This is a genomic window from Streptomyces sp. NBC_01803 (assembly GCF_035917415.1).
Lineage (GTDB): Bacteria > Actinomycetota > Actinomycetes > Streptomycetales > Streptomycetaceae > Streptomyces.
In genome coordinates this window covers 3,115,613-3,133,071 of sequence record NZ_CP109073.1, presented here as the reverse complement: position 1 = coordinate 3,133,071, position 17,459 = coordinate 3,115,613, and the positions used below count along the sequence as shown (strand labels likewise).

Below are 17,459 nucleotides of genomic sequence, written 5' to 3'. Positions count from 1 at the left end.
CATGACCGAGGAAGTCCTCGCGGACCGTCCCGAGAGCACGGTGATCCGCACCGGCGGCACCGTGGCCAAGACGCACGCCGCGGACACGGACCCGGCGGCGCTGGCCGTGCGGCTGGCGGTCGCGGCCCACCCGGCCGTCGCGGGCGTCCTGCTGCCGCCGCTGCCGCCCGCGGCCGTGGCGCGGTCGGCCGACGGGCGGCCGGTCACCCGGTGGCCCTACGGCGCGCCGGTGGGGCGCGGCGCCATCCCCTGGGAGGCGGCGGGCGCGCTGCTGGCCCGGCTGCACGCCGTGCCGCCGGCCGCGCTGGACGGCCTCGGGCCGCTCCCGGCGGCCCGGGGCCCGGTCCGGGCGGCGCACGCGGTGGCCAGAATGCGCGAGGGCGTCGACGGCCGGCGGTTCGCCGCGGCCCGGCGGGCGGTCGAACGGGCCTGGTCGCGGATCGACTTCCCCGCCCCGTCGGGGGTCGGCGTGGCGCTGTGCCACGGCGACTTCCACTTCGGGCAGCTCGTCCGTCACCCGGTGCCGGGTGGTCCGTGGCGGCTCATCGACGTGGACGACCTCGGCCTCGGCGACCCGGCGTGGGACCTGGCCCGGCCCGCCGCCTGGTTCGCGGCGGCGCTCATCGGGCCCGGCGAGTGGGACCGGCTGCTGGGCTCCTACCAGGCGGCGGCGGGCAGGGCGGGCGAGGATCCCTGGCCCGGGCTGGACGTTCCGGCCCGCGCGCTCACCGCCCAGCTCGCCGCGCGGGCCCTGGTCCGGGCGAGCACCGACGGCGCGACCCTGGAGGAGGTCGGCGAGGCTCTGGTCGACTCCTGTGTCCGGATAGCCGCGCTGCCGTAGGGTGAACAAGCCAGCGAGTCGACCATGGAGCCGATGATGCAGTGTCCCAAGTGTGGCGCGGCCATGCACACCTACAGCCGGAGCGGGATTCAGATCGAGCAGTGCAGCAACTGCCGGGGGATCTTTCTCGACTACGGCGAGCTGGAGCACATCACCCAGCTCGAATCCAACTACGCCCCGCACACCCAGCACGCGGCCCCGCCCCCGCCGCCTGTGCAGCAGCACTACCAGCAGCCGGGCCCGGCGTGGGGAGCCCCGCACCACGGCGGGCACCACCGCCCGCACCACCGCAAGGGCGGCTTCTCCGGTCTGTTCTTCTCCTCCTGACACACCGGCTCCGCGCGTGAGAAGCCCCGCTGTCCTGGTTCGGACAGCGGGGCTTCGGCGTGCCGCCGGGGTCAATGGGCGTGCAGGTCCCCGGACGCGACGGCAGACAGGAAGCTGGTCCAGCCGTTCGTGGTGAAGGCGAGAACCGGACCCCTGGGGTCCTTCGAGTCCCGCACCGGGACCGCCCCGGTCGCGGCGGCGAGGTTCCGCGCGCACTCGACGCATTGCCCGCCGTTGCCGCTGCTGTGTGTGGACTTCGTCCACTCCGCGCCGGAGAGGTCGAACGTGCTTTTCATCAGGAGTACTCCTCCAACATCACCTTTTTGATGAATGCCAGCGAATCGTCAGGCGACAGAGCGTCCGCCCGCAATCGATCGTAGATCGCGGCGGCTGCTTGCACCTGAGCGGCCGAGTCGATCACATGGCCGCCGGTCCACGATTCCTCCCACAGCAGGGTCGGTTCCTCGGCGAACGTCATCAGCGTGAAACTTTCCGCGGCCGGTGGTGCCCCGGTGGCGAACGGCAGTACTTGGAAAGTGATGTGCGGGGACTCGGCCTCGCCCAGCAGATGGCCGAGTTGGGCGCGCATCACGTCGCGCCCCCCGATATGACGACGCAGGCAGCTCTCGTCGAGGATCACCCAGAGGAGTGGGGGGTTCTCCCGGTCGAGGATCTCGTGCCGCCGCAGCCGCGCCTCGACCTTGCGTTTGACCCACTCCTCCGAGGCGGTGGGATGCGACGTGCGGTAAATGGCATAGGCATAGTCCTCGGTTTGCAGCACACCCAGCACGAGGTTCGCGCTGTAGTCGAGGATGCTCTCCGCCTCCGCCTCCAGGTGGACATACGGCTCGAACCAGGACGGGTGTTCCCTCCGGTTGATGCGTTCGCGCATGCGCGCGAAAAAGCCGGAGGTGTTGAACACGCGGTCGCACGCGGCGGCGAATTGCGCACTGCCGAGCAGCAGGCCGTTCTCCACCTTGCTGATGTAGGGCGGCTGGTAGTGCGTTTCGTCGGCCAGCTCCTTCTGGGTCAGCTTCGCGTGCAACCGGGCCTCTTTGACCTCGCAGCCGAAATAGGCATAGCCGTCGCTCGATTCACTACCGCTGAAGACGTTCACCTGTTCGCTTCCCTGACTTTCCAGATCCGTGGGAAACCCCAAAACCCTGTGTTTCGGGCACCTCGGAGGGTGATGGTTGGAGTACGCAAGGTAAGTACCCACGGCCGACGGAGAGTCATATGGCATCCACTGAACCGCCTGAACCGGTTTCCTGTACGAGCTTTCACCTGAGGGAGGTGACGGCGGCGTGATGGTGCATGTGGCCCTGCGAGGTGTCGAGTTCTCCGGCGCGAGCGACTGGCCCGTGCCCGAGGGGAGCGACAGCGGAAACGAGTGGAAGACCGGCCGGTGCTGGCTGTACTGCCGCCGGGAGGACGTCAGCGTGCTGTGGATCGGCCCGATCCGCACTCCGTACCTGGACGGCGAGATGTACGGCTGCGGCCAGTGCGTCGCCGAGCTGGTGCACACCGTGCGCGAGGAGCAGCGCCGCGCGGACCTGCGGCTGCGGCGGCTGTGCGAGCACCGGGATCTGGAGAAGCGGGAGGGCAAGACGTTCTGCACGGACTGCCACCGGCAGATCTACCTCTGATCCGTCTCTGATCCGCCTCCGAGCCGCCTCCGAGCCGCCACCCGGCACGGTGGGCGGTAGCGTCTGTGCCCATGCGCGCGATCACGATTCCGGAAGCGGGCGGCCCCGAGGCACTGGTGTGGGCGGAGGTCCCCGACCCGGTCCCCGGGCCGGGCGAGGTGCTCATCGATATCGCGGCCTGTGGTGTGAACCGGGCCGACGTCCTCCAGCGGCAGGGCTTCTACGACCCGCCGCCCGGCGCCCCGCCCTACCCCGGGCTGGAGTGTTCGGGCACGGTCGCGGTGGTCGGCCCCGGCGTCACCGGGTGGCGCGCGGGCGACGAGGTGTGCGCGCTGCTGGCCGGCGGCGGGTACGCCGAGCGCGTCGCGGTGCCGGCCGGGCAGGTGCTGCCCGTGCCGGCGGGCGTCGACCTGGTGACCGCGGGCGCGCTGCCCGAAGTCATCTGCACGGTGTGGTCGAACGTCTTCATGACGGCCGGCCTGCGCGCCGGTGAGACGCTGCTCGCGCACGGCGGCGGCAGCGGCATCGGCACCGTGGCCGTGCAACTCGGCAAGGCGGTCGGGGCACGGGTGGCGGTCACGGCGGGGAGCGCGGCGAAGCTGGCGCGCTGCCGCGAGCTGGGCGCCGACATCCTGATCAACTACCGGGAGCAGGACTTCGCCGCCGAGTTGCCCGGCGGCGCCGACGTCATCCTCGACATCGTCGGCGCCAGGTACCTGGAGCGGAACGTGCGCACGCTGGCGGCCGGCGGGCGGCTGGTCGTCATCGGTCTCCAGGGCGGGGTGAAGGCCGAGCTCAACCTCGGCGCGCTGCTGGCCAAGCGGGCGTCCGTCACCGCCACCTCGCTGCGGGCCAGGCCGCCGGCCGAGAAGGCGGCGATCGTGGCCGAAGTGCGGGAGCACGTCTGGCCGATGCTGGCGGACGGACGGCTGCGGCCCGTTGTGGACCGCGTGCTGCCGCTGTCCGAGGCGGGCGAGGCGCACCGGGTGATGGAGGCGGGCGACCACGTGGGGAAGATCATCCTGACGCGCTGAAGATGCCGGATCTGTTCGGGTATGTGACGCTGGACACATCATCGGACTGGGCAGAATGCAGAATGGCGTGAAGGGTCGGGACCTGTGAGGTTGTGGGCGGGAATCGCGGTGGTCATGGCGGCATCCGTCCTGGCGGTCCTGTTGCCGTCGGCCGCCCTCGCCACCCCCGGCCATCGGCCCTCTCCCCCGCCGTCGCCCGTGGCGGTCGCCGAGCCCGAACCCGAGCTGGACACGGCCCGCTTCGCGGCCCGCCCCCAGGGCGGTGAGGTCCTCCCCGTCCTCCCCCTCGGCACCGGTCTGGCCTGCCTCGGCCTCGGCATAGGAGCGCTCGGCCTCCGCCTGCGCCAACCCTGACCGCCCGCCCTCCCCCCACCGCCCCCCGGCCCGGCCCGCCCCGCGCGCGACCTGCGCCGGGTCGGCGGTCCGCGCCCGACACCCGGCCTGACGCCTGGCAGGGGGCCTGAGGCATGGCCACCGTCCCGCACGGGGCCTGCGCCGGGTCGGTGGTCCGCGTCGGCACGGGGCCTGCGCCGGGGCGCGTGGCGCGCTCCGCTGCCCGGCTGGGGCTCGTTCCTCCTGGTCGGTCCCGGCGCCCGGCTCCGGCCGGCGTCCGGCACTCGGCCCGCACTCGGCTCCGCCGGGGCCCTCGCTTCGGCGCCTTTTCCCAGCTCCGCCTTGCCCGGCGGGTGCATACTCGGTATACATACTCGGTATGTCCATCAGATACGGGCTGCTGGCCCTCCTGGAACAGGGCCCGCGCTACGGCTCGCAGCTTCGTGCCGAGTTCGAATCCCGCACGGGGTCCACCTGGCCGCTGAACATCGGTCAGGTCTACACCACCCTCGGCCGTCTGGAGCGCGATGGCCTGATCGTTCCCGAGGGGGGTGGTGACGCCAAGCAGCAGCTCTACTCCATCACCACCGCCGGCCGGCAGGAGCTGGGCGAGTGGTTCACCCAGCCCGTCGACCGCACGCAGCCCTCGCGCGATGAGCTCGCCATCAAGCTGGCGATGGCCGTCGGCACGCCCGGCGTCGACATCACCGCGATCATCCAGGCCCAGCGCCGCCACACGCTCGCCGCCATGCAGGACTACACCCGTCTCAAGGCCCGCGCGCTGGCCGCCGGGCCCGGCAGCGGCGGCGACATCGCCTGGCTGCTCGTGCTGGAACAGCTCATCTTCTACGCCGAGGCCGAGAGCCGCTGGCTGGACCACTGCGAGTCCCGCCTGCTGCGCCTCGCCGCCGCCCGGCCGCGCCCGGTGACGCCGCCCGCGCACGACCCGGCCGGTCCCGCCGAGCCGGCCGACCGACCGAAGGCCCGAGGGGGGACCTCGTCATGACCACCACCGCACCCGTGCTGCGCCTGGCCACGCTCACCCGCGTCCACGGCAGCGGCGTCGCCGCCGTGCACGCTCTGAAGAGCGTCGATCTGGCCGTCCACGCGGGGGAGTTCGTCGCCGTGATGGGCCCGTCCGGGTCGGGCAAGTCCACGCTGCTGACCCTGGCCGGGGGTCTGGACACCGCCACCGAGGGCCAGGTCCTGGTCGAGGGCCACGACCTGGGCGGCCTCAGCCGTGCCGCGCTGGCCAAGGTCAGGCGCACCAGCATCGGCTACGTCTTCCAGGACTACAACCTCATCCCGGCCCTGACGGCCGCCGAGAACGTCGCGCTCCCGCGTGAGCTGGACGGCGTCTCCGCCCGCGTCGCCCGCCGCGAGGCGCTGGCCGCGCTCGCCGAGATCGGCCTGCCCGAGCTGGCCGACCGTTTCCCCGACGAGATGTCCGGCGGCCAGCAGCAGCGCGTCGCCATCGCCCGCGCCTTGGTCGGCGACCGCCGCCTGGTCCTCGCCGACGAACCCACCGGCGCCCTGGACTCCGAGACCGGCGAGGCCGTCCTCGCCCTCCTCCGCAGGCGCTGCGACGAGGGCGCCGCCGTCGTGTTGGTCACCCACGAGTCCCGGTACGCCGCCTGGGCGGACCGGGTGGTCTTCCTGCGCGACGGCACCATCGTGGACCAGACCGTCGCCGGCTCGGCCGAATCGCTGCTGACCGGCGGAGGAGCCCGATGAGCAGGCTCCACTCCTGGCGGCTCGCGCTGCGCATAGCGCGGCGCGACGCCCTGCGCGCCAAGGGCCGCAGCGCCCTGGTCGTGGCGATGATCGCGCTGCCCATCCTCGGGGTGACCGCCGCCGACCTGGCCTTCCGCTCCGGCGAGCTGTCGCCCGCCGAGGAGCTGACGCGCGAGCTGGGCGAGGCGGACGCGCGGTTCTCGGTCTACAGCTCAGGCGCGCCCATCCTGCAGGCGCCGGTCGGCGACATGACGCAGTCGACCGGCGAGGAGGACTGGGGCGACCCGGTCGACCGGCCGCCGGCCGAGGTCGAGGAGCAGCTCACCGGGCTGCTGCCGCCCGGCACCCGGCTGCTGTCCGACCATGAGCTCCTGGGCACCGTCCACACCGAGTCCGGGCTGTTGCGGACCGACGTCAGGGAGCTGGACGCGGCCGATCCGGCCACCGAGGGCATGCTGACCCTGCTGCGTGGCCGGTACCCCGAGCGCGCGGACGAGGTCGCCGCGACGCAGGCTTTCCTCGACGAGAGCGGCCTGCGCGTGGGCTCCGAGGTGCGGTTCCAGGACGACGACGCCACGTTCCGCGTCACCGGCGCCTACGAGCTGCCGGACCATCTCGACCGCGCCCAGCTCGTCGCGCTGCCCGGCGCCGTCCTGCCCCGGCTGGACCCGCGTGCGCAGGTGGCCCCCACGTTCCTGGCCGTCGTGCCGGACGGTGGCGTCACCTGGGACACGGTCCTCGCGGCCAACGAGGTGGGCCTGAAGGTCGACTCCCGCTCGGTGATCCTCGACCCACCGCCGGACTCGGAGGTCCCGATGTTCGCGGACGGCATCGACATCGGCAACGTGGCGACCGGGGCCGACACCACCCTCGTCGCCGGAGTCGTCACCGTCGTCTCCCTGGTGATCCTGGAGATCTGCCTGCTGGCCGGCCCCGCCTTCGCGGTCGGCGCCCGGCGTTCGCGCCGCCAGCTGGGCCTGGTCGGGGCCAACGGCGGCGACCGTCGCCACCTGCGCGCCATCATGCTCTCCAGCGGCCTCGTCCTCGGCCTCGCCGCCGCCGTCATCGGCATCGCGGGCGGCATCGCCCTCGCCTTGGCCGCGCACCCGCTGATCGAGAACCAGAGCCACCAGCGGTTCGGCCCCTGGGACTTCCGCGTCGCCGAGCTGGCCGGGATCGGCGCCCTCGCCGTCCTCGTCGGGCTGCTCGCCGCCGTCATCCCGGCGATCAACGCGGCCCGGAGCAGCGTGCTCGAATCGCTGACCGGCCGCCGCGGAACGCGCCGCGCGAGCCGGGTGCTGCCCACCATCGGCCTCACCGCCCTGGTGCTGGGCGCCTCCCTCGCCATCGTCGGCGGCCTGGCCTTCGACGGCACGGTCGTGGTCGCCATCGGCGCGGTCACGGCCGAACTGGGCCTGGTCGCCCTCACCCCCGTGCTGGTCGGCGCCGTCGGCCGGCTGGGCCGCCGGCTGCCGCTCTCCGGCCGCCTGGCGCTGCGCGACGCCGCCCGCAACCGGGGCCGCACCGCGCCCGCCGTCGCCGCCGTGCTGGCCGCCGTCGCCGGGACGATCGCGGTGTCCACCGTCATCACCAGCGACGAGGCCCAGGACCGCGCCCAGTACGAGGCGGCCCTTCCTGACGGCGTGGTGACCATCGGCGCCTCCGACACCGAGCAGCGCGACCAGCTGGACGAGGCCCGCGCGGCGGCCGAACGGGAGCTGCCCGTCGCCCGGCGCGTCGACGTCTCCCAGGTCCACACCGGGAACGCGGCGTGCTACCCGGGCGCCCGGTCCGCCGGCGAGGAGGACTGCGGGTACCTGGAGCTGGTGGTTCCCCCGGAGCGGATCTGCCCGCTGTGGGCGCCCGACGCGGACCTCCTGCCGGTCGAGGAGCGCCGCGAGCTCAACGGCGACCCGCGCTGCGTCGATGAGGGGAGCCTGGGATACGGGGAGCTCACGTTCTGGGTCGCCGGACCTGAGCTGCTCACGGTCCTGGGGGCCGACGACGACCAGGTCCGCCGGGCCGGTGAGGCGCTGGACCGGGGGGAGGCCGTCGTCTTCGGTGACCGGTACGTGTCCCGGGCGGGCGAGGTCACGCTGAACCTCTGGGACACCTCCCCCGAGTGGGCGGAGGACGGGACCCCGGCGACGCCGCCCGACCGGTCGGCCACGTTCCCCGCCCACCGGGTGGACGGCGACGGCTACGGAATGCCCGCGCTGATCTCGCCCGCCGCCGCCGAGGCCGCCGGGCTGCTCACGGGCGAGACGAACACCTTCTACTCGACCACCCGGATGCCCACCGGCGCCGAGCGTCAGGCGTTCGACGGCGCGCTGGGCGCTCTCGGCGTCGCGCCGTGGACCTACATCGAGACCGGTTACCACGGCGACACCGGGGCCACCCTGCTGATCCTCGCCCTCGCCGCGCTCGTCATCACGCTCGGCGCCGCCGGGATCGCCACCGGTCTCGCCCAGGCCGACTCCGAGGCCGACCTCGCCACCCTGGCGTCCGTGGGCGCGTCACCCCGAGTCCGTCGTACCCTCTCCGGACTTCAGTGCGGGTTGATCGCCGCGATGGGCGTGCTGCTCGGCGCGGTCTCCGGGCTGATCCCGTCAATCGGCCTCCGGCTGGCCCAGCACCGTGCGGACGTGGCCATGTGGGAGCGAGGCTGGAACGAGGGGTGGGCTTCGGGCGTCCGACCGGACCTGTTCATCGCGCTGCCGTGGGCGACGTTCGCGCAGCTCATCGTGGTCGTGCCGCTGATCGCGTGCGCGCTCGCGGCGCTGCTGACCCGCTCCCGGATCCACCTCGCGCGGCGGGCGGGGTGATGGCCGTTGCATGATGGGGGTATGACTCAGCCGAGGAACGAACCACCGCACGAGAACTCGCAGATCCTGGTCGTGGGGCCGGACGGGATGGCGCTCAGCAGCGCCATGGCCCGGGGCGGTGGCGAGGGCGACGAGGAACAGTCGGAGACTCCGTTGACCGAGATGGTGGAACAGCCGGCGAAAGTCATGCGGATCGGCAGCATGATCAAGCAGCTCCTGGAGGAGGTCAAGGCCGCGCCGCTGGACGAGGCCAGCCGGGCCCGGCTGCGGGAGATCCACGCCAGCTCGGTCAAGGAGCTGGAGGAGGGGCTCGCGCCGGAGCTGGTGGCGGAGCTGGGCCGGCTCTCGCTGCCGTTCACCCACGACAGCGTGCCCACCGAGGCCGAGCTGCGGATCGCCCAGGCGCAGCTCGTCGGCTGGCTCGAAGGTCTGTTCCACGGTATCCAGACGGCGCTCTTCGCCCAGCAGATGGCGGCCCGGGCGCAGCTCGAACAGATGCGGCGCGCGCTGCCGCCGGGCGCGATGGGCGAGGAGGGCGGCGAGCAGGGCGAGGCGCGCGGCGGCGCCCGTTCCGGCCCCTATCTGTAACCGACACCCCCTTTTTTTGTTCACTTTTCATACGGGAAGCGGCACCCACCGAAGGCGGCACCCGGAGCGCTCGGCGCCCGGGTGCCGCCTTCCGCCGTCGTCCCCGCCGCGCCTCAGCTCCCGGTGCGCCTCAGCCCCCCGTACGCCTTGGCCAAGTACGCCTCAGCTCCACGTGATGAGCCGCCGCGGACGCTCCAGCACGGCGGCGGTGTCGCGCAGCACCTTGGAGCCCAGCTCGCCGTCCACCAGCCGGTGGTCGAACGAGAGCGCCAGGGTGGTGACGTGCCGCGGCCTGATCTCGCCCTTGTGCACCCACGGTTGCTGCTTGATCGCGCCGAACGCCAGGATCGCGGACTCCCCGGGGTTGAGGATCGGGGTGCCGGTGTCGATGCCGAAGACGCCGATGTTGGTGATCGTCACCGTGCCGTCCCGCATGGCGGCCGGGGATGTCCGGCCCTCCCTGGCCGTGGCGACCAGCTCGGACAGCGCCCTGGACAGCTCGGGCAGGGTCTTGCTCCCGGCGTCCTTGACGTTCGGCACGACCAGGCCCCGGGGGGTGGCTGCCGCGATGCCGAGGTTCACGTACTCCTTGTAGACGATCTCCTGGCGCTCCTCGTCCCAGGAGGCGTTGATCTCCGGGTTGCGGCGGATCGCGACCAGCAGCGCCCTGGCGACGAGCAGCAGCGGGTTGACGCGGAGCCCGGCCAGGTCCGGGTCCCGCTTCAGCCGCTCCACGAGCTTGAGCGTGCGGGTGACGTCGACCGTCACGAACTCGGTGACGTGCGGCGCGGTGAACGCGCTGCCGACCATGGCCTGCGCGGTCGCCTTGCGCACCCCCTTGATCGGCACCCGCCGCTCCCGGGGGTCGGCCGCCTCGACGGCGGGCGCGGGAGCGGGCACCGGGGCCTGAGCCGGCGCCGGGCGCTCGGCGGCGGCGTGCACGTCCTCCCGGGTGACGACCCCGTTCGCCCCGGTGGGCGTGACCGAGGCCAGATCGATCCCCAGGTCCTTGGCCAGCTTCCGCACCGGAGGCTTGGCCAACGGCCGCCCGCCGTCGGGGACGTCCTCCGGCGCGGCGGGCGGCGCCGGCACGGCCGCCGGCGGCTCCGGCGGGCCCGCCGCCGGACCGGGCTCCGCGCCGACGGCCGCCGGGGCCTGCTGCCTGCGCGGGCGGCGCTTCGTCGGGGCGGCGGAGACTCCGTAGCCGACCAGCACCGGCTGGCGGGCCGCGGGGGCCTCCCCGTTCTCACCGGTCGCCGCGGCTTCCCCGGCCTTACCGGCCTCCCCGGTGGGGTCCGTGTCGACTCTGATGATCGGCGTGCCGACATCCACCGTGGTGCCCTCCTCGAAGAGGAGCTCACGGACCTCGCCGTCGTACGGGATCGGCAGCTCGACGGCGGCCTTGGCGGTCTCGACCTCCACCACCACCTGCCCGTCGGTCACCGTGTCGCCGGGCTGGACGAGCCACTTCAGGATTTCGGCCTCGGTGAGCCCCTCACCCACGTCCGGCATTCTGAACTCGCGGTAGCGCTGTGCCTCAGCGGCCATCGTCACGACTCTCCTCAGCCTTTCCTCAGTACGCCAAGGCGCGGTCGACGCTGTCCAGCACCCTGTCCAGCCCGGGGAGGTACTCCTCCTCCAGCCGGGCCGGCGGATACGGCGCGTGGAAGCCGCCGACCCGCAGGACCGGGGCCTGAAGATGGTAGAAACAGCGCTCCGTGATCCGGGCCGCCACCTCCGCGCCCGCTCCGAAGAAGACCGGCGCCTCGTGGGCGACGACCAGCCTGCCGGTCTTCTCCACCGACCGCTGGAGCGTGTCGAAGTCGATCGGGGAGACCGACCGCAGATCGATCACCTCCAGCGACACCCCGTCCTCCTCGGCCGCGACCGCCGCCGCCAGCGCGGTCTTCACGGTCGGACCGTACGCCACCAGCGTCAGATCCGTGCCCGGCCTGACCACCTTCGCGGCGTGCAGCGGCCCGGGGATGCCCGCCGCGTCGACCTCGCCCTTGTCCCAGTAACGGGCCTTGGGCTCGAAGAAGATCACCGGGTCGTCGCACTCGATGGCCTGCTGGAGCATCCAGTAGGCGTCCGACGGATTGCCGGGCGCCACGATCTTCAGCCCCGCCACGTGCGCGAACAGCGCCTCCGGCGACTCGCTGTGGTGCTCCACCGCGCCGATGCCGCCGCCGAACGGGATGCGGACCACGACCGGCAGCTTGACCTTCCCCAGCGATCTGGCGTGCATCTTCGCGAGCTGCGTGACGATCTGGTCGTACCCGGGGAAGACGAAGCCGTCGAACTGGATCTCCGCGATCGGCCGGTACCCGCGCAGCGCCAGCCCGATCGCCGTCCCGATGATCCCGGACTCGGCCAGCGGTGTGTCGATGACCCGCTCCTCGCCGAAGTCCTTCTGCAGGCCGTCCGTGATCCGGAAGACGCCGCCCAGCTTGCCGACGTCCTCGCCCATCACCAGGACCTTGGGGTCGCTCTCCAGCGCCTTGCGGAGCGAGGAGTTGAGCGCCTTGGCCATCGCCATCTTCTCGGCAGTCATGTCGGTCAGACCCCCTCGTGCCCGTGCTCGTGGTCCGCGAACGACGCGACATACGCGGCGTACTGGGCGCGCTCCTCGTCCACCAGCGCGTGGCCGTCGGCGTAGGTGTGCTCGAACATCGCCATGCCGTCCGGATCCGGCATGGTCCTGATGGCCTCGCGGACCCGCCGGGCCATCACGTCGCTCTCCCGCTCCAGGTCCGCGAAGAACGCCTCGTCGGCCGCGCTCTCCCGCTCCAGGCAGCGGCGCAGCCGCAGGATGGGGTCCTTGCCCTCCCAGACCTCCAGCTCCTCCTTGCGGCGGTAGCGGGTCGGGTCGTCGGACGTGGTGTGCGCGCCCATCCGGTAGGTGAACGCCTCCACCAGCATCGGCCCCTGGCCGGTGCGTACGTGCTCGGCGGCGGCGCGGGTGACGGCGAGGACGGCCAGCACGTCGTTGCCGTCGACGCGGACGCCGGGGAAGCCGTAGCCGGCCGCCCGTTGGTAGAGCGGGACGCGGGTCTGCCGCTCGGTGGGCTCGGAGATGGCCCACTGGTTGTTCTGGCAGAAGAAGACGACGGGCGCGTTGTAGACGGCGGCGAACGTGAACGCCTCCGCCACGTCGCCCTGGCTGGAGGCGCCGTCCCCGAAGTACGCCACGACCGCCACGTCGGCGCCGTCCTTGGCGACGCCCATCGCGTAGCCGGTGGCGTGCAGTGCCTGGGACCCGATGACGATGGTGTAGAGGTGGAAGTTGTTGGTGGTGGGGTCCCAACCGCCGTGGTTGACGCCGCGGAACATCCCGAGCAGCAGCGTCGGATCGACGCCGCGGCACCAGGCCACGCCGTGCTCGCGGTAGGTCGGGAACACGTAGTCGTCGTCGCGCAACGCGCGGCCCGAGCCGATCTGCGCCGCCTCCTGGCCCAGCAGCGACGGCCACAGGCCCAGCTCGCCCTGGCGCTGCAACGCGGTGGCCTCGGCGTCGAAGCGGCGGGTGAGCACCATGTCGCGGTACAGACCGCGCAGTTGCTCGGGGGTGGTCTCCAGCGCGTAGTCCGGGTGCTCGACGCGCTCGCCCTCGGGGGTCAGGAGCTGCACCATCTCCGGGCGCGGGGGCCGCCTTCTCGCGGCGGCGGTGGTCGTCTTCTTCGTCGCGGCCCGGCGCGGCTTGCCGCGCGGCGCGGTGCGTTCCACGGTCACTCGTGCTCCTCCGTCGGTCCGGTCCCCGGGGTCTCCGGGCGGCCAGTGCGGGCCCATCCGGTCCCGTACGGCGCACGGGGTGGGGTGCGGCGCGGACGGAACCGAGCGGTGTGGTGTCCCGTTCGTGTCCCGTTCGATCGCCCCATAAGAGCACGGTATCCAGTCGGATCTCAACCCGACAAAGCGCCCCTGACCTGCGGATTTACCTGGAAATCCAAGTAGTTCACCGTGGTTGCGGAACGGCACTGGTCCAAGCCTCGCAGGACCGTGGGACCCTTGCACGTTAACGCGGCCGGGCGGGTCGCGGGAAGGGGCCGGGAGTGGCCGGAAGGCGCGCGGTCCCCGCTCCTGTGTGAGACTGGCCGGGTGGGCGAGAACGGAGAAATCACCGTATTCCTCCTCGATGATCACGAAGTGGTCCGCCGCGGCGTGCACGAGATGCTCGCGATGGAGCCCGACATCGAGGTGGTCGGCGAGGCCGGTACCGCGGCCGACGCTCTGTCCCGTATCCCGGCCGTCCGGCCGGACGTGGCCGTGCTCGACGTCCGGCTGCCCGACGGCAGCGGCGTCGAGGTCTGCCGCGAGGTCCGCTCCCGCGACGACTCGATCAAGTGCCTGATGCTCACCTCCTACGCGGACGACGAGGCCCTGTTCGACGCGATCATGGCCGGGGCCTCCGGCTATGTCCTCAAGGCGATCCGGGGCGACGAGCTGCTCTCGGCCGTCCGCGACGTCGCCGCCGGCAAGTCGCTGCTCGACCCCGACGCGACCCAGCGCGTGCTGGCCCGCCTGCGCGGCGACCCCGGCGAGGGCGACGACCGGCTGTCCCGGCTCACCGACCAGGAACGCCGCATCCTCGACCTGATCGGCGACGGGCTGACCAACCGGGCGATCGGCGAGGAGCTGCACCTCGCCGAGAAGACGATCAAGAACTACGTGTCCAGCCTGCTGGCCAAGCTGGATATGGAACGCCGCTCGCAGGCCGCCGCGTACGTGGCCCGGCTCCAGGCCGAGAAGCGGCGCTGAGCCGCCGGCCGCGCCGGGCCCGGCGTCCGGCCGCGCGGAAACGGGACCATCGGCCCTGGCATCCGGGACCCTCGCCCCCGTCCGCCCGGCGCCCCGGACGGGCAGGGTGGAGGACATGCCAGGACACCCCACCCCCGACGACCAGCTCACCCAGCTCACCCACGCGCTGCGGCTGCTGCCGCGCGTCCCGCACGGCCACGCCGCCGTGACCTGGCGCGCGCTGCCGCGCATCGTGCCCGCCTGCCATCTGGTGACCGGCGACCGGGTGCTGCTGCGCGTGCCCACCGGCCAGGCCGGCGCCCGGGTCCTGGACGGCTCCGTCGTCGCGTACGAGGCGAACAACCACGGCGGCGACGGCCCGCCCTGGGGCGCCCAGCTCATCGGCACCGCGACACTGGCCGACCCCGACGCGTCGGAGCGCGCCGCCTTCCCCGCGCCCCCGGCGCACGAGCGGCAGCCGGAGTCGGCCTATCTGCGGCTCATCCCCCGCTTCGCCTCCGTCCGGGACGCGACCCGTAGCTGAGCGATCCGTAGCTGAACGACTCGTCCCTGAGCGACCCGTAGCTGAACGACCCGTCCCTGAGCGCCCCGCTCCCGGGCCGCTCCCGGGCCGCTCCCGGGCCGGCCCGCGCTAGTCGCAGAAGCTGTCGCGCACCGCGGGCGCGTGCCGCGTCCACCAGCCGACCAGCGCGGCGGCGGCCGGAAACTGGTGGTCGACGCGGCCGTCCTGCCGCTCGTAGTGCCACCGCAGCATCCAGAAGTCGTTCAGCCGCTCCCACCACACCCGGTGGACGGCCGCCGCCAGCTCCACCGGCGAGGCGCCCGTCGCCGAACGGTACGCGCGGGCGTAGGCGCGCACCTTCGGCAGCTCCAGGCTGCCGTCCGGGCGGAGGAAGAAGATCACGGCGGCCCGTACGGCCTCCTCCGCCCGGGGCCGCACCGCCAGTCGGTCCCAGTCCACGATGGCCACCGGCTCCACCGGCCCCTCCGTCCGGTACAGCAGGTTCAGCGGGTGGAAGTCCCCGTGCACCCACCCCTCGGCGGGCACCTCGGCGCGGCCCGGCCGCAGGTGGGTGTGAGCGCTCAGCAGCGTGCGGCGCTCCAGCAGCCGGTGCTCGGCCAGCGCGTCGAAGCCCGTCCGGCGCGGGCGGCTGCGGACCCGGACGAGAAGCTGATCTATCAGTGCCTGCGTATCGGCGGGCCGGGCCGCCGGCTCCAGCTCCGGTAACCGCCGCGGCGACCAGCGCACTATGACCTTCTCCAGCGCCCGGTGCACGCGCCCGAGCAGAGTGCCCAGGCGACGGCTCTGCGTCCGGCTCAGCTGCCCGCCGTCGCGGTGCCGGCCCTCGACCCACGGATGCAGGGCGTAGCAGCGGCTGCGGTGCACGACGACGGTGTGCCCGTCCCGGTCGGCCAGCGGCGGGGCGACGGGCAGCCCCAGCTCGGCCAGTGCCGCCGTGGCGCGGTGTCGCCCGGCCAGGGGTATCACGGCGTGCGGGTCACCGCTCAGGTGGTGCTTGAGGAAGAACAAGCCACGGGTGGTGGCCAGCCGGTACCCCCGGTTGAGCAGCCCCTCGGCGAGCGGCTCGCAGGCGACGGGCTCTCCGGCGCCGTAGCGGCGCAGCAGATCGGTGAGGGTGCGTGCGCAGGGCCCGGGCGCCGGGTCAGCCGACGGCACCGGTGGTGTTGGGATCGCCGTCGGTGCCGATGTCGGTGCCGCCGTCGTCGGTGCCGATGTCCGTGCCGCCGTCGTCCGTGCCGACGTCGGTGCCGCCGTCGTCCGTGCCGACATCGGTACCCCCGTCGTCCGTGCCGACGTCGGTGCCGCCCTCGTCGGTACCACCCTCATCCGTACCGCCCTCGTCCGCCGGGGGCGTCGTCTCGGGGTCCGTCGGCGGAGTCGTCTCGGGCTCGGTCGGCGGCGTGGTCTCCGGCTCGGTCGGGGTCTGGGTCTCGGGCTCGGTCCAGTCTTCCGTCGGCTGCGGAGTGTCCTCCGGCGCGCTCGGCGTCTCCGGATCGGTCTCCTGGCCCTCGGTCTGCGTCTCGTTGTCCGGCGCCGTGGTGTCCGACTGCGTGGGAGAGCCGCCCGGACCGTCCTCGCCGCCGATGTTGGCCGCGACGAGCACGCCGCCGCCGATGGCGATCAGCGCGAGCAGCGCCACCAGGATCAGCCGGCCGCGCCGGCCGTTCCCGTCGCCGTGGTCGTCGCGACCGCCCGCGCCGCCGTTGGGGTCGCCGAGCAGCATCGGCGCCGCGTACTGCCCGGTCGGCGTCTCGGAACGCGCCATCGCCGTGGTCGCCGTCCCCATCGGCGGAGTGCCGGCGACGCCCACGACGGCGCCGGTGTTCCACAGGCCGTGGGTGTGGCCGCCGTGCTCGGCGAGCATCCGCAGCGCGTACTGCACCAGCCCGCGCATCTCCTCGGCGGACTGGAAGCGGTCGTCCGGGTCCTTGGCGAGCGCGCGCATCACCAGGCCGTCCAGCTCCGGCGGCACCTCCGGCGCCACCTCGGACGGCGGCCGGGGCGTGTCCTGCACATGCTGGTACACGACCGCGAGCGGCGTCTCACCGATGAACGGCGGGCGCAGCGTCAGCAGCTCGTACAGCAGACATCCGACCGCGTACAGGTCGGAGCGGGTGTCGATGACCTTGCCCAGCGCCTGCTCCGGGGAGAGGTACTGCGGCGTGCCCATGACCATGCCGGTCTGCGTCATCGTCTGCGCGGCGCCGTGCAGGGCGCGGGCGATGCCGAAGTCCATCACCTTCACGGTGCCGGTCTCGGTGATGATGACGTTGGCCGGCTTGATGTCGCGGTGCACGATGCCGTGCTGGTGGCTGTAGGCCAGGGCCTCCAGCACGCCGGAGACGATGATCAGCGCCTGCTCGGCGGGCGGCGCCTCGGCGTCGATCAACAGCTCCCTGATCGTCTTGCCGTTGACCAGCTCCATCACGATGTACGGCACCATGCGGCCGTTCATCGTCTGCTCGCCGGAGTCGTACACGGCGACGACCGCGTGGTGGTTGAGCCCCGCGACCGACTGCGCCTCGCGCGTGAAACGGGCCTTGGAGACCGGGTCCTCCGCCAGGTCGGACCGCAGCAGCTTCACGGCGACCGTGCGGCCGAGCCGCACGTCCTCGGCGGCGAAGACCTCCGCCATCCCGCCCCGGCCCAAGCGGTGCGTCAGCCGGTAACGACCGTCCCCCACAAGGCTGTCGCCACCCCATACCGTCGGCGGCTCGGGCACTTCGCTGCCGGTCGCCCCGGGCTCTTCGTCGCCTGAGCCCGTGGCGCCTTGCTCCTGTGCCATCAATCCTCGCCGTAGTCGCTGGGTCCCTCGGCAATCAAACCCGCTCCGAGGCGCCGCTGACAAGT

Annotated in this window: 18 protein-coding genes; 11 read left to right on the top strand and 7 right to left on the bottom strand. The window is 73.1% G+C overall.

Features of this window, described 5'->3' with window-relative positions:
• Nucleotide 1 precedes the first annotated feature (1 nt).
• Complete coding sequence (locus OIE51_RS14010) at nucleotides 2-841, top strand: phosphotransferase family protein (RefSeq protein WP_326597991.1); 840 nt, start codon at nucleotides 2-4, stop codon at nucleotides 839-841.
• Nucleotides 842-877: 36 nt separating this feature from the next.
• Nucleotides 878-1,168, top strand: a complete 291-nt coding sequence (locus OIE51_RS14005) for a TFIIB-type zinc ribbon-containing protein (protein ID WP_326600627.1) — start codon at nucleotides 878-880, stop codon at nucleotides 1,166-1,168.
• Between the two features lie 71 nt (nucleotides 1,169-1,239).
• On the opposite strand, the gene OIE51_RS14000 is transcribed toward OIE51_RS14005, so the two are convergent.
• Together OIE51_RS14000 and OIE51_RS13995 are read right to left on the bottom strand one after the other, a co-directional pair.
• Nucleotides 1,240-1,464, bottom strand: coding sequence for a DUF397 domain-containing protein (locus OIE51_RS14000; RefSeq protein WP_326597990.1), 225 nt, complete (start codon nucleotides 1,462-1,464; stop codon nucleotides 1,240-1,242).
• Nucleotides 1,464-2,285, bottom strand: a complete 822-nt coding sequence (locus tag OIE51_RS13995) for a helix-turn-helix domain-containing protein (RefSeq protein WP_326597989.1) — start codon at nucleotides 2,283-2,285, stop codon at nucleotides 1,464-1,466. The genes OIE51_RS14000 and OIE51_RS13995 overlap by 1 nt, the downstream gene beginning before the upstream one ends.
• A gap of 190 nt (nucleotides 2,286-2,475) precedes the next feature.
• Here OIE51_RS13995 and OIE51_RS13990 point away from each other — a divergent pair, with 190 nt between their 5' ends.
• From OIE51_RS13990 to OIE51_RS13960, 7 genes are all read left to right on the top strand, one after another.
• Nucleotides 2,476-2,814, top strand: coding sequence for a hypothetical protein (locus OIE51_RS13990; protein WP_442812055.1), 339 nt, complete (start codon nucleotides 2,476-2,478; stop codon nucleotides 2,812-2,814).
• A 71-nt stretch (nucleotides 2,815-2,885) separates the two neighbouring features.
• Nucleotides 2,886-3,848, top strand: a complete 963-nt coding sequence (locus OIE51_RS13985; protein ID WP_326597987.1) for an NAD(P)H-quinone oxidoreductase — start codon at nucleotides 2,886-2,888, stop codon at nucleotides 3,846-3,848.
• A 114-nt stretch (nucleotides 3,849-3,962) separates the two neighbouring features.
• Nucleotides 3,963-4,202: a hypothetical protein gene (locus OIE51_RS13980; RefSeq protein WP_326597986.1), complete on the top strand. Its 240-nt coding sequence runs from the start codon at nucleotides 3,963-3,965 to the stop codon at nucleotides 4,200-4,202.
• Between the two features lie 358 nt (nucleotides 4,203-4,560).
• Entirely contained in the window at nucleotides 4,561-5,187 is a 627-nt protein-coding gene (locus OIE51_RS13975) for a PadR family transcriptional regulator (protein WP_326597985.1), read from the top strand.
• Nucleotides 5,184-5,915 (top strand): ABC transporter ATP-binding protein, encoded by a 732-nt coding sequence (locus tag OIE51_RS13970; RefSeq protein WP_326597984.1) that lies wholly within the window; start codon nucleotides 5,184-5,186, stop codon nucleotides 5,913-5,915. Before OIE51_RS13975 ends, OIE51_RS13970 begins: the two co-directional genes overlap by 4 nt.
• Complete coding sequence (locus OIE51_RS13965) at nucleotides 5,912-8,740, top strand: ABC transporter permease (RefSeq protein WP_326597983.1); 2,829 nt, start codon at nucleotides 5,912-5,914, stop codon at nucleotides 8,738-8,740. The genes OIE51_RS13970 and OIE51_RS13965 overlap by 4 nt, the downstream gene beginning before the upstream one ends.
• Nucleotides 8,741-8,761: 21 nt before the next feature.
• Nucleotides 8,762-9,328, top strand: coding sequence for a bacterial proteasome activator family protein (locus tag OIE51_RS13960; protein WP_326597982.1), 567 nt, complete (start codon nucleotides 8,762-8,764; stop codon nucleotides 9,326-9,328).
• 162 nt (nucleotides 9,329-9,490) lie between these two features.
• Here OIE51_RS13960 and OIE51_RS13955 read toward each other — a convergent pair whose 3' ends face one another.
• Genes OIE51_RS13955 through pdhA form a run of 3 tightly spaced genes read right to left on the bottom strand, consistent with a single transcriptional unit; the run spans nucleotide 9,491 to nucleotide 13,060 of the window.
• The gene (locus OIE51_RS13955; protein WP_326597981.1) at nucleotides 9,491-10,876 is read right to left on the bottom strand and encodes a dihydrolipoamide acetyltransferase family protein; all 1,386 of its coding nucleotides are present in this window, start codon (nucleotides 10,874-10,876) and stop codon (nucleotides 9,491-9,493) included.
• A gap of 25 nt (nucleotides 10,877-10,901) precedes the next feature.
• Nucleotides 10,902-11,882 (bottom strand): alpha-ketoacid dehydrogenase subunit beta, encoded by a 981-nt coding sequence (locus OIE51_RS13950; RefSeq protein ID WP_326597980.1) that lies wholly within the window; start codon nucleotides 11,880-11,882, stop codon nucleotides 10,902-10,904.
• 5 nt (nucleotides 11,883-11,887) lie between these two features.
• Nucleotides 11,888-13,060: a pyruvate dehydrogenase (acetyl-transferring) E1 component subunit alpha gene (pdhA, locus tag OIE51_RS13945; protein WP_326597979.1), complete on the bottom strand. Its 1,173-nt coding sequence runs from the start codon at nucleotides 13,058-13,060 to the stop codon at nucleotides 11,888-11,890.
• A gap of 366 nt (nucleotides 13,061-13,426) precedes the next feature.
• On the opposite strand from pdhA, the gene OIE51_RS13940 reads away from it, so the two are divergent.
• The gene (locus tag OIE51_RS13940; protein WP_326597978.1) at nucleotides 13,427-14,086 is read left to right on the top strand and encodes a response regulator transcription factor; all 660 of its coding nucleotides are present in this window, start codon (nucleotides 13,427-13,429) and stop codon (nucleotides 14,084-14,086) included.
• Nucleotides 14,087-14,201: 115 nt separating this feature from the next.
• A complete protein-coding gene (locus OIE51_RS13935; RefSeq protein ID WP_326597977.1) occupies nucleotides 14,202-14,609 on the top strand; it encodes a pyridoxamine 5'-phosphate oxidase family protein in 408 nt (135 codons plus the stop codon).
• A gap of 108 nt (nucleotides 14,610-14,717) precedes the next feature.
• Here OIE51_RS13935 and OIE51_RS13930 read toward each other — a convergent pair whose 3' ends face one another.
• Together OIE51_RS13930 and OIE51_RS13925 are read right to left on the bottom strand one after the other, a co-directional pair.
• Nucleotides 14,718-15,779 carry a phosphotransferase gene (locus OIE51_RS13930; RefSeq protein ID WP_442812054.1) on the bottom strand — a complete coding sequence of 354 codons (1,062 nt, stop codon included), beginning with the start codon at nucleotides 15,777-15,779 and terminating at the stop codon, nucleotides 14,718-14,720.
• Entirely contained in the window at nucleotides 15,751-17,394 is a 1,644-nt protein-coding gene (locus OIE51_RS13925; RefSeq protein ID WP_326597975.1) for a protein kinase domain-containing protein, read from the bottom strand. Before OIE51_RS13925 ends, OIE51_RS13930 begins: the two co-directional genes overlap by 29 nt.
• Nucleotides 17,395-17,459: the final 65 nt, after the last annotated feature.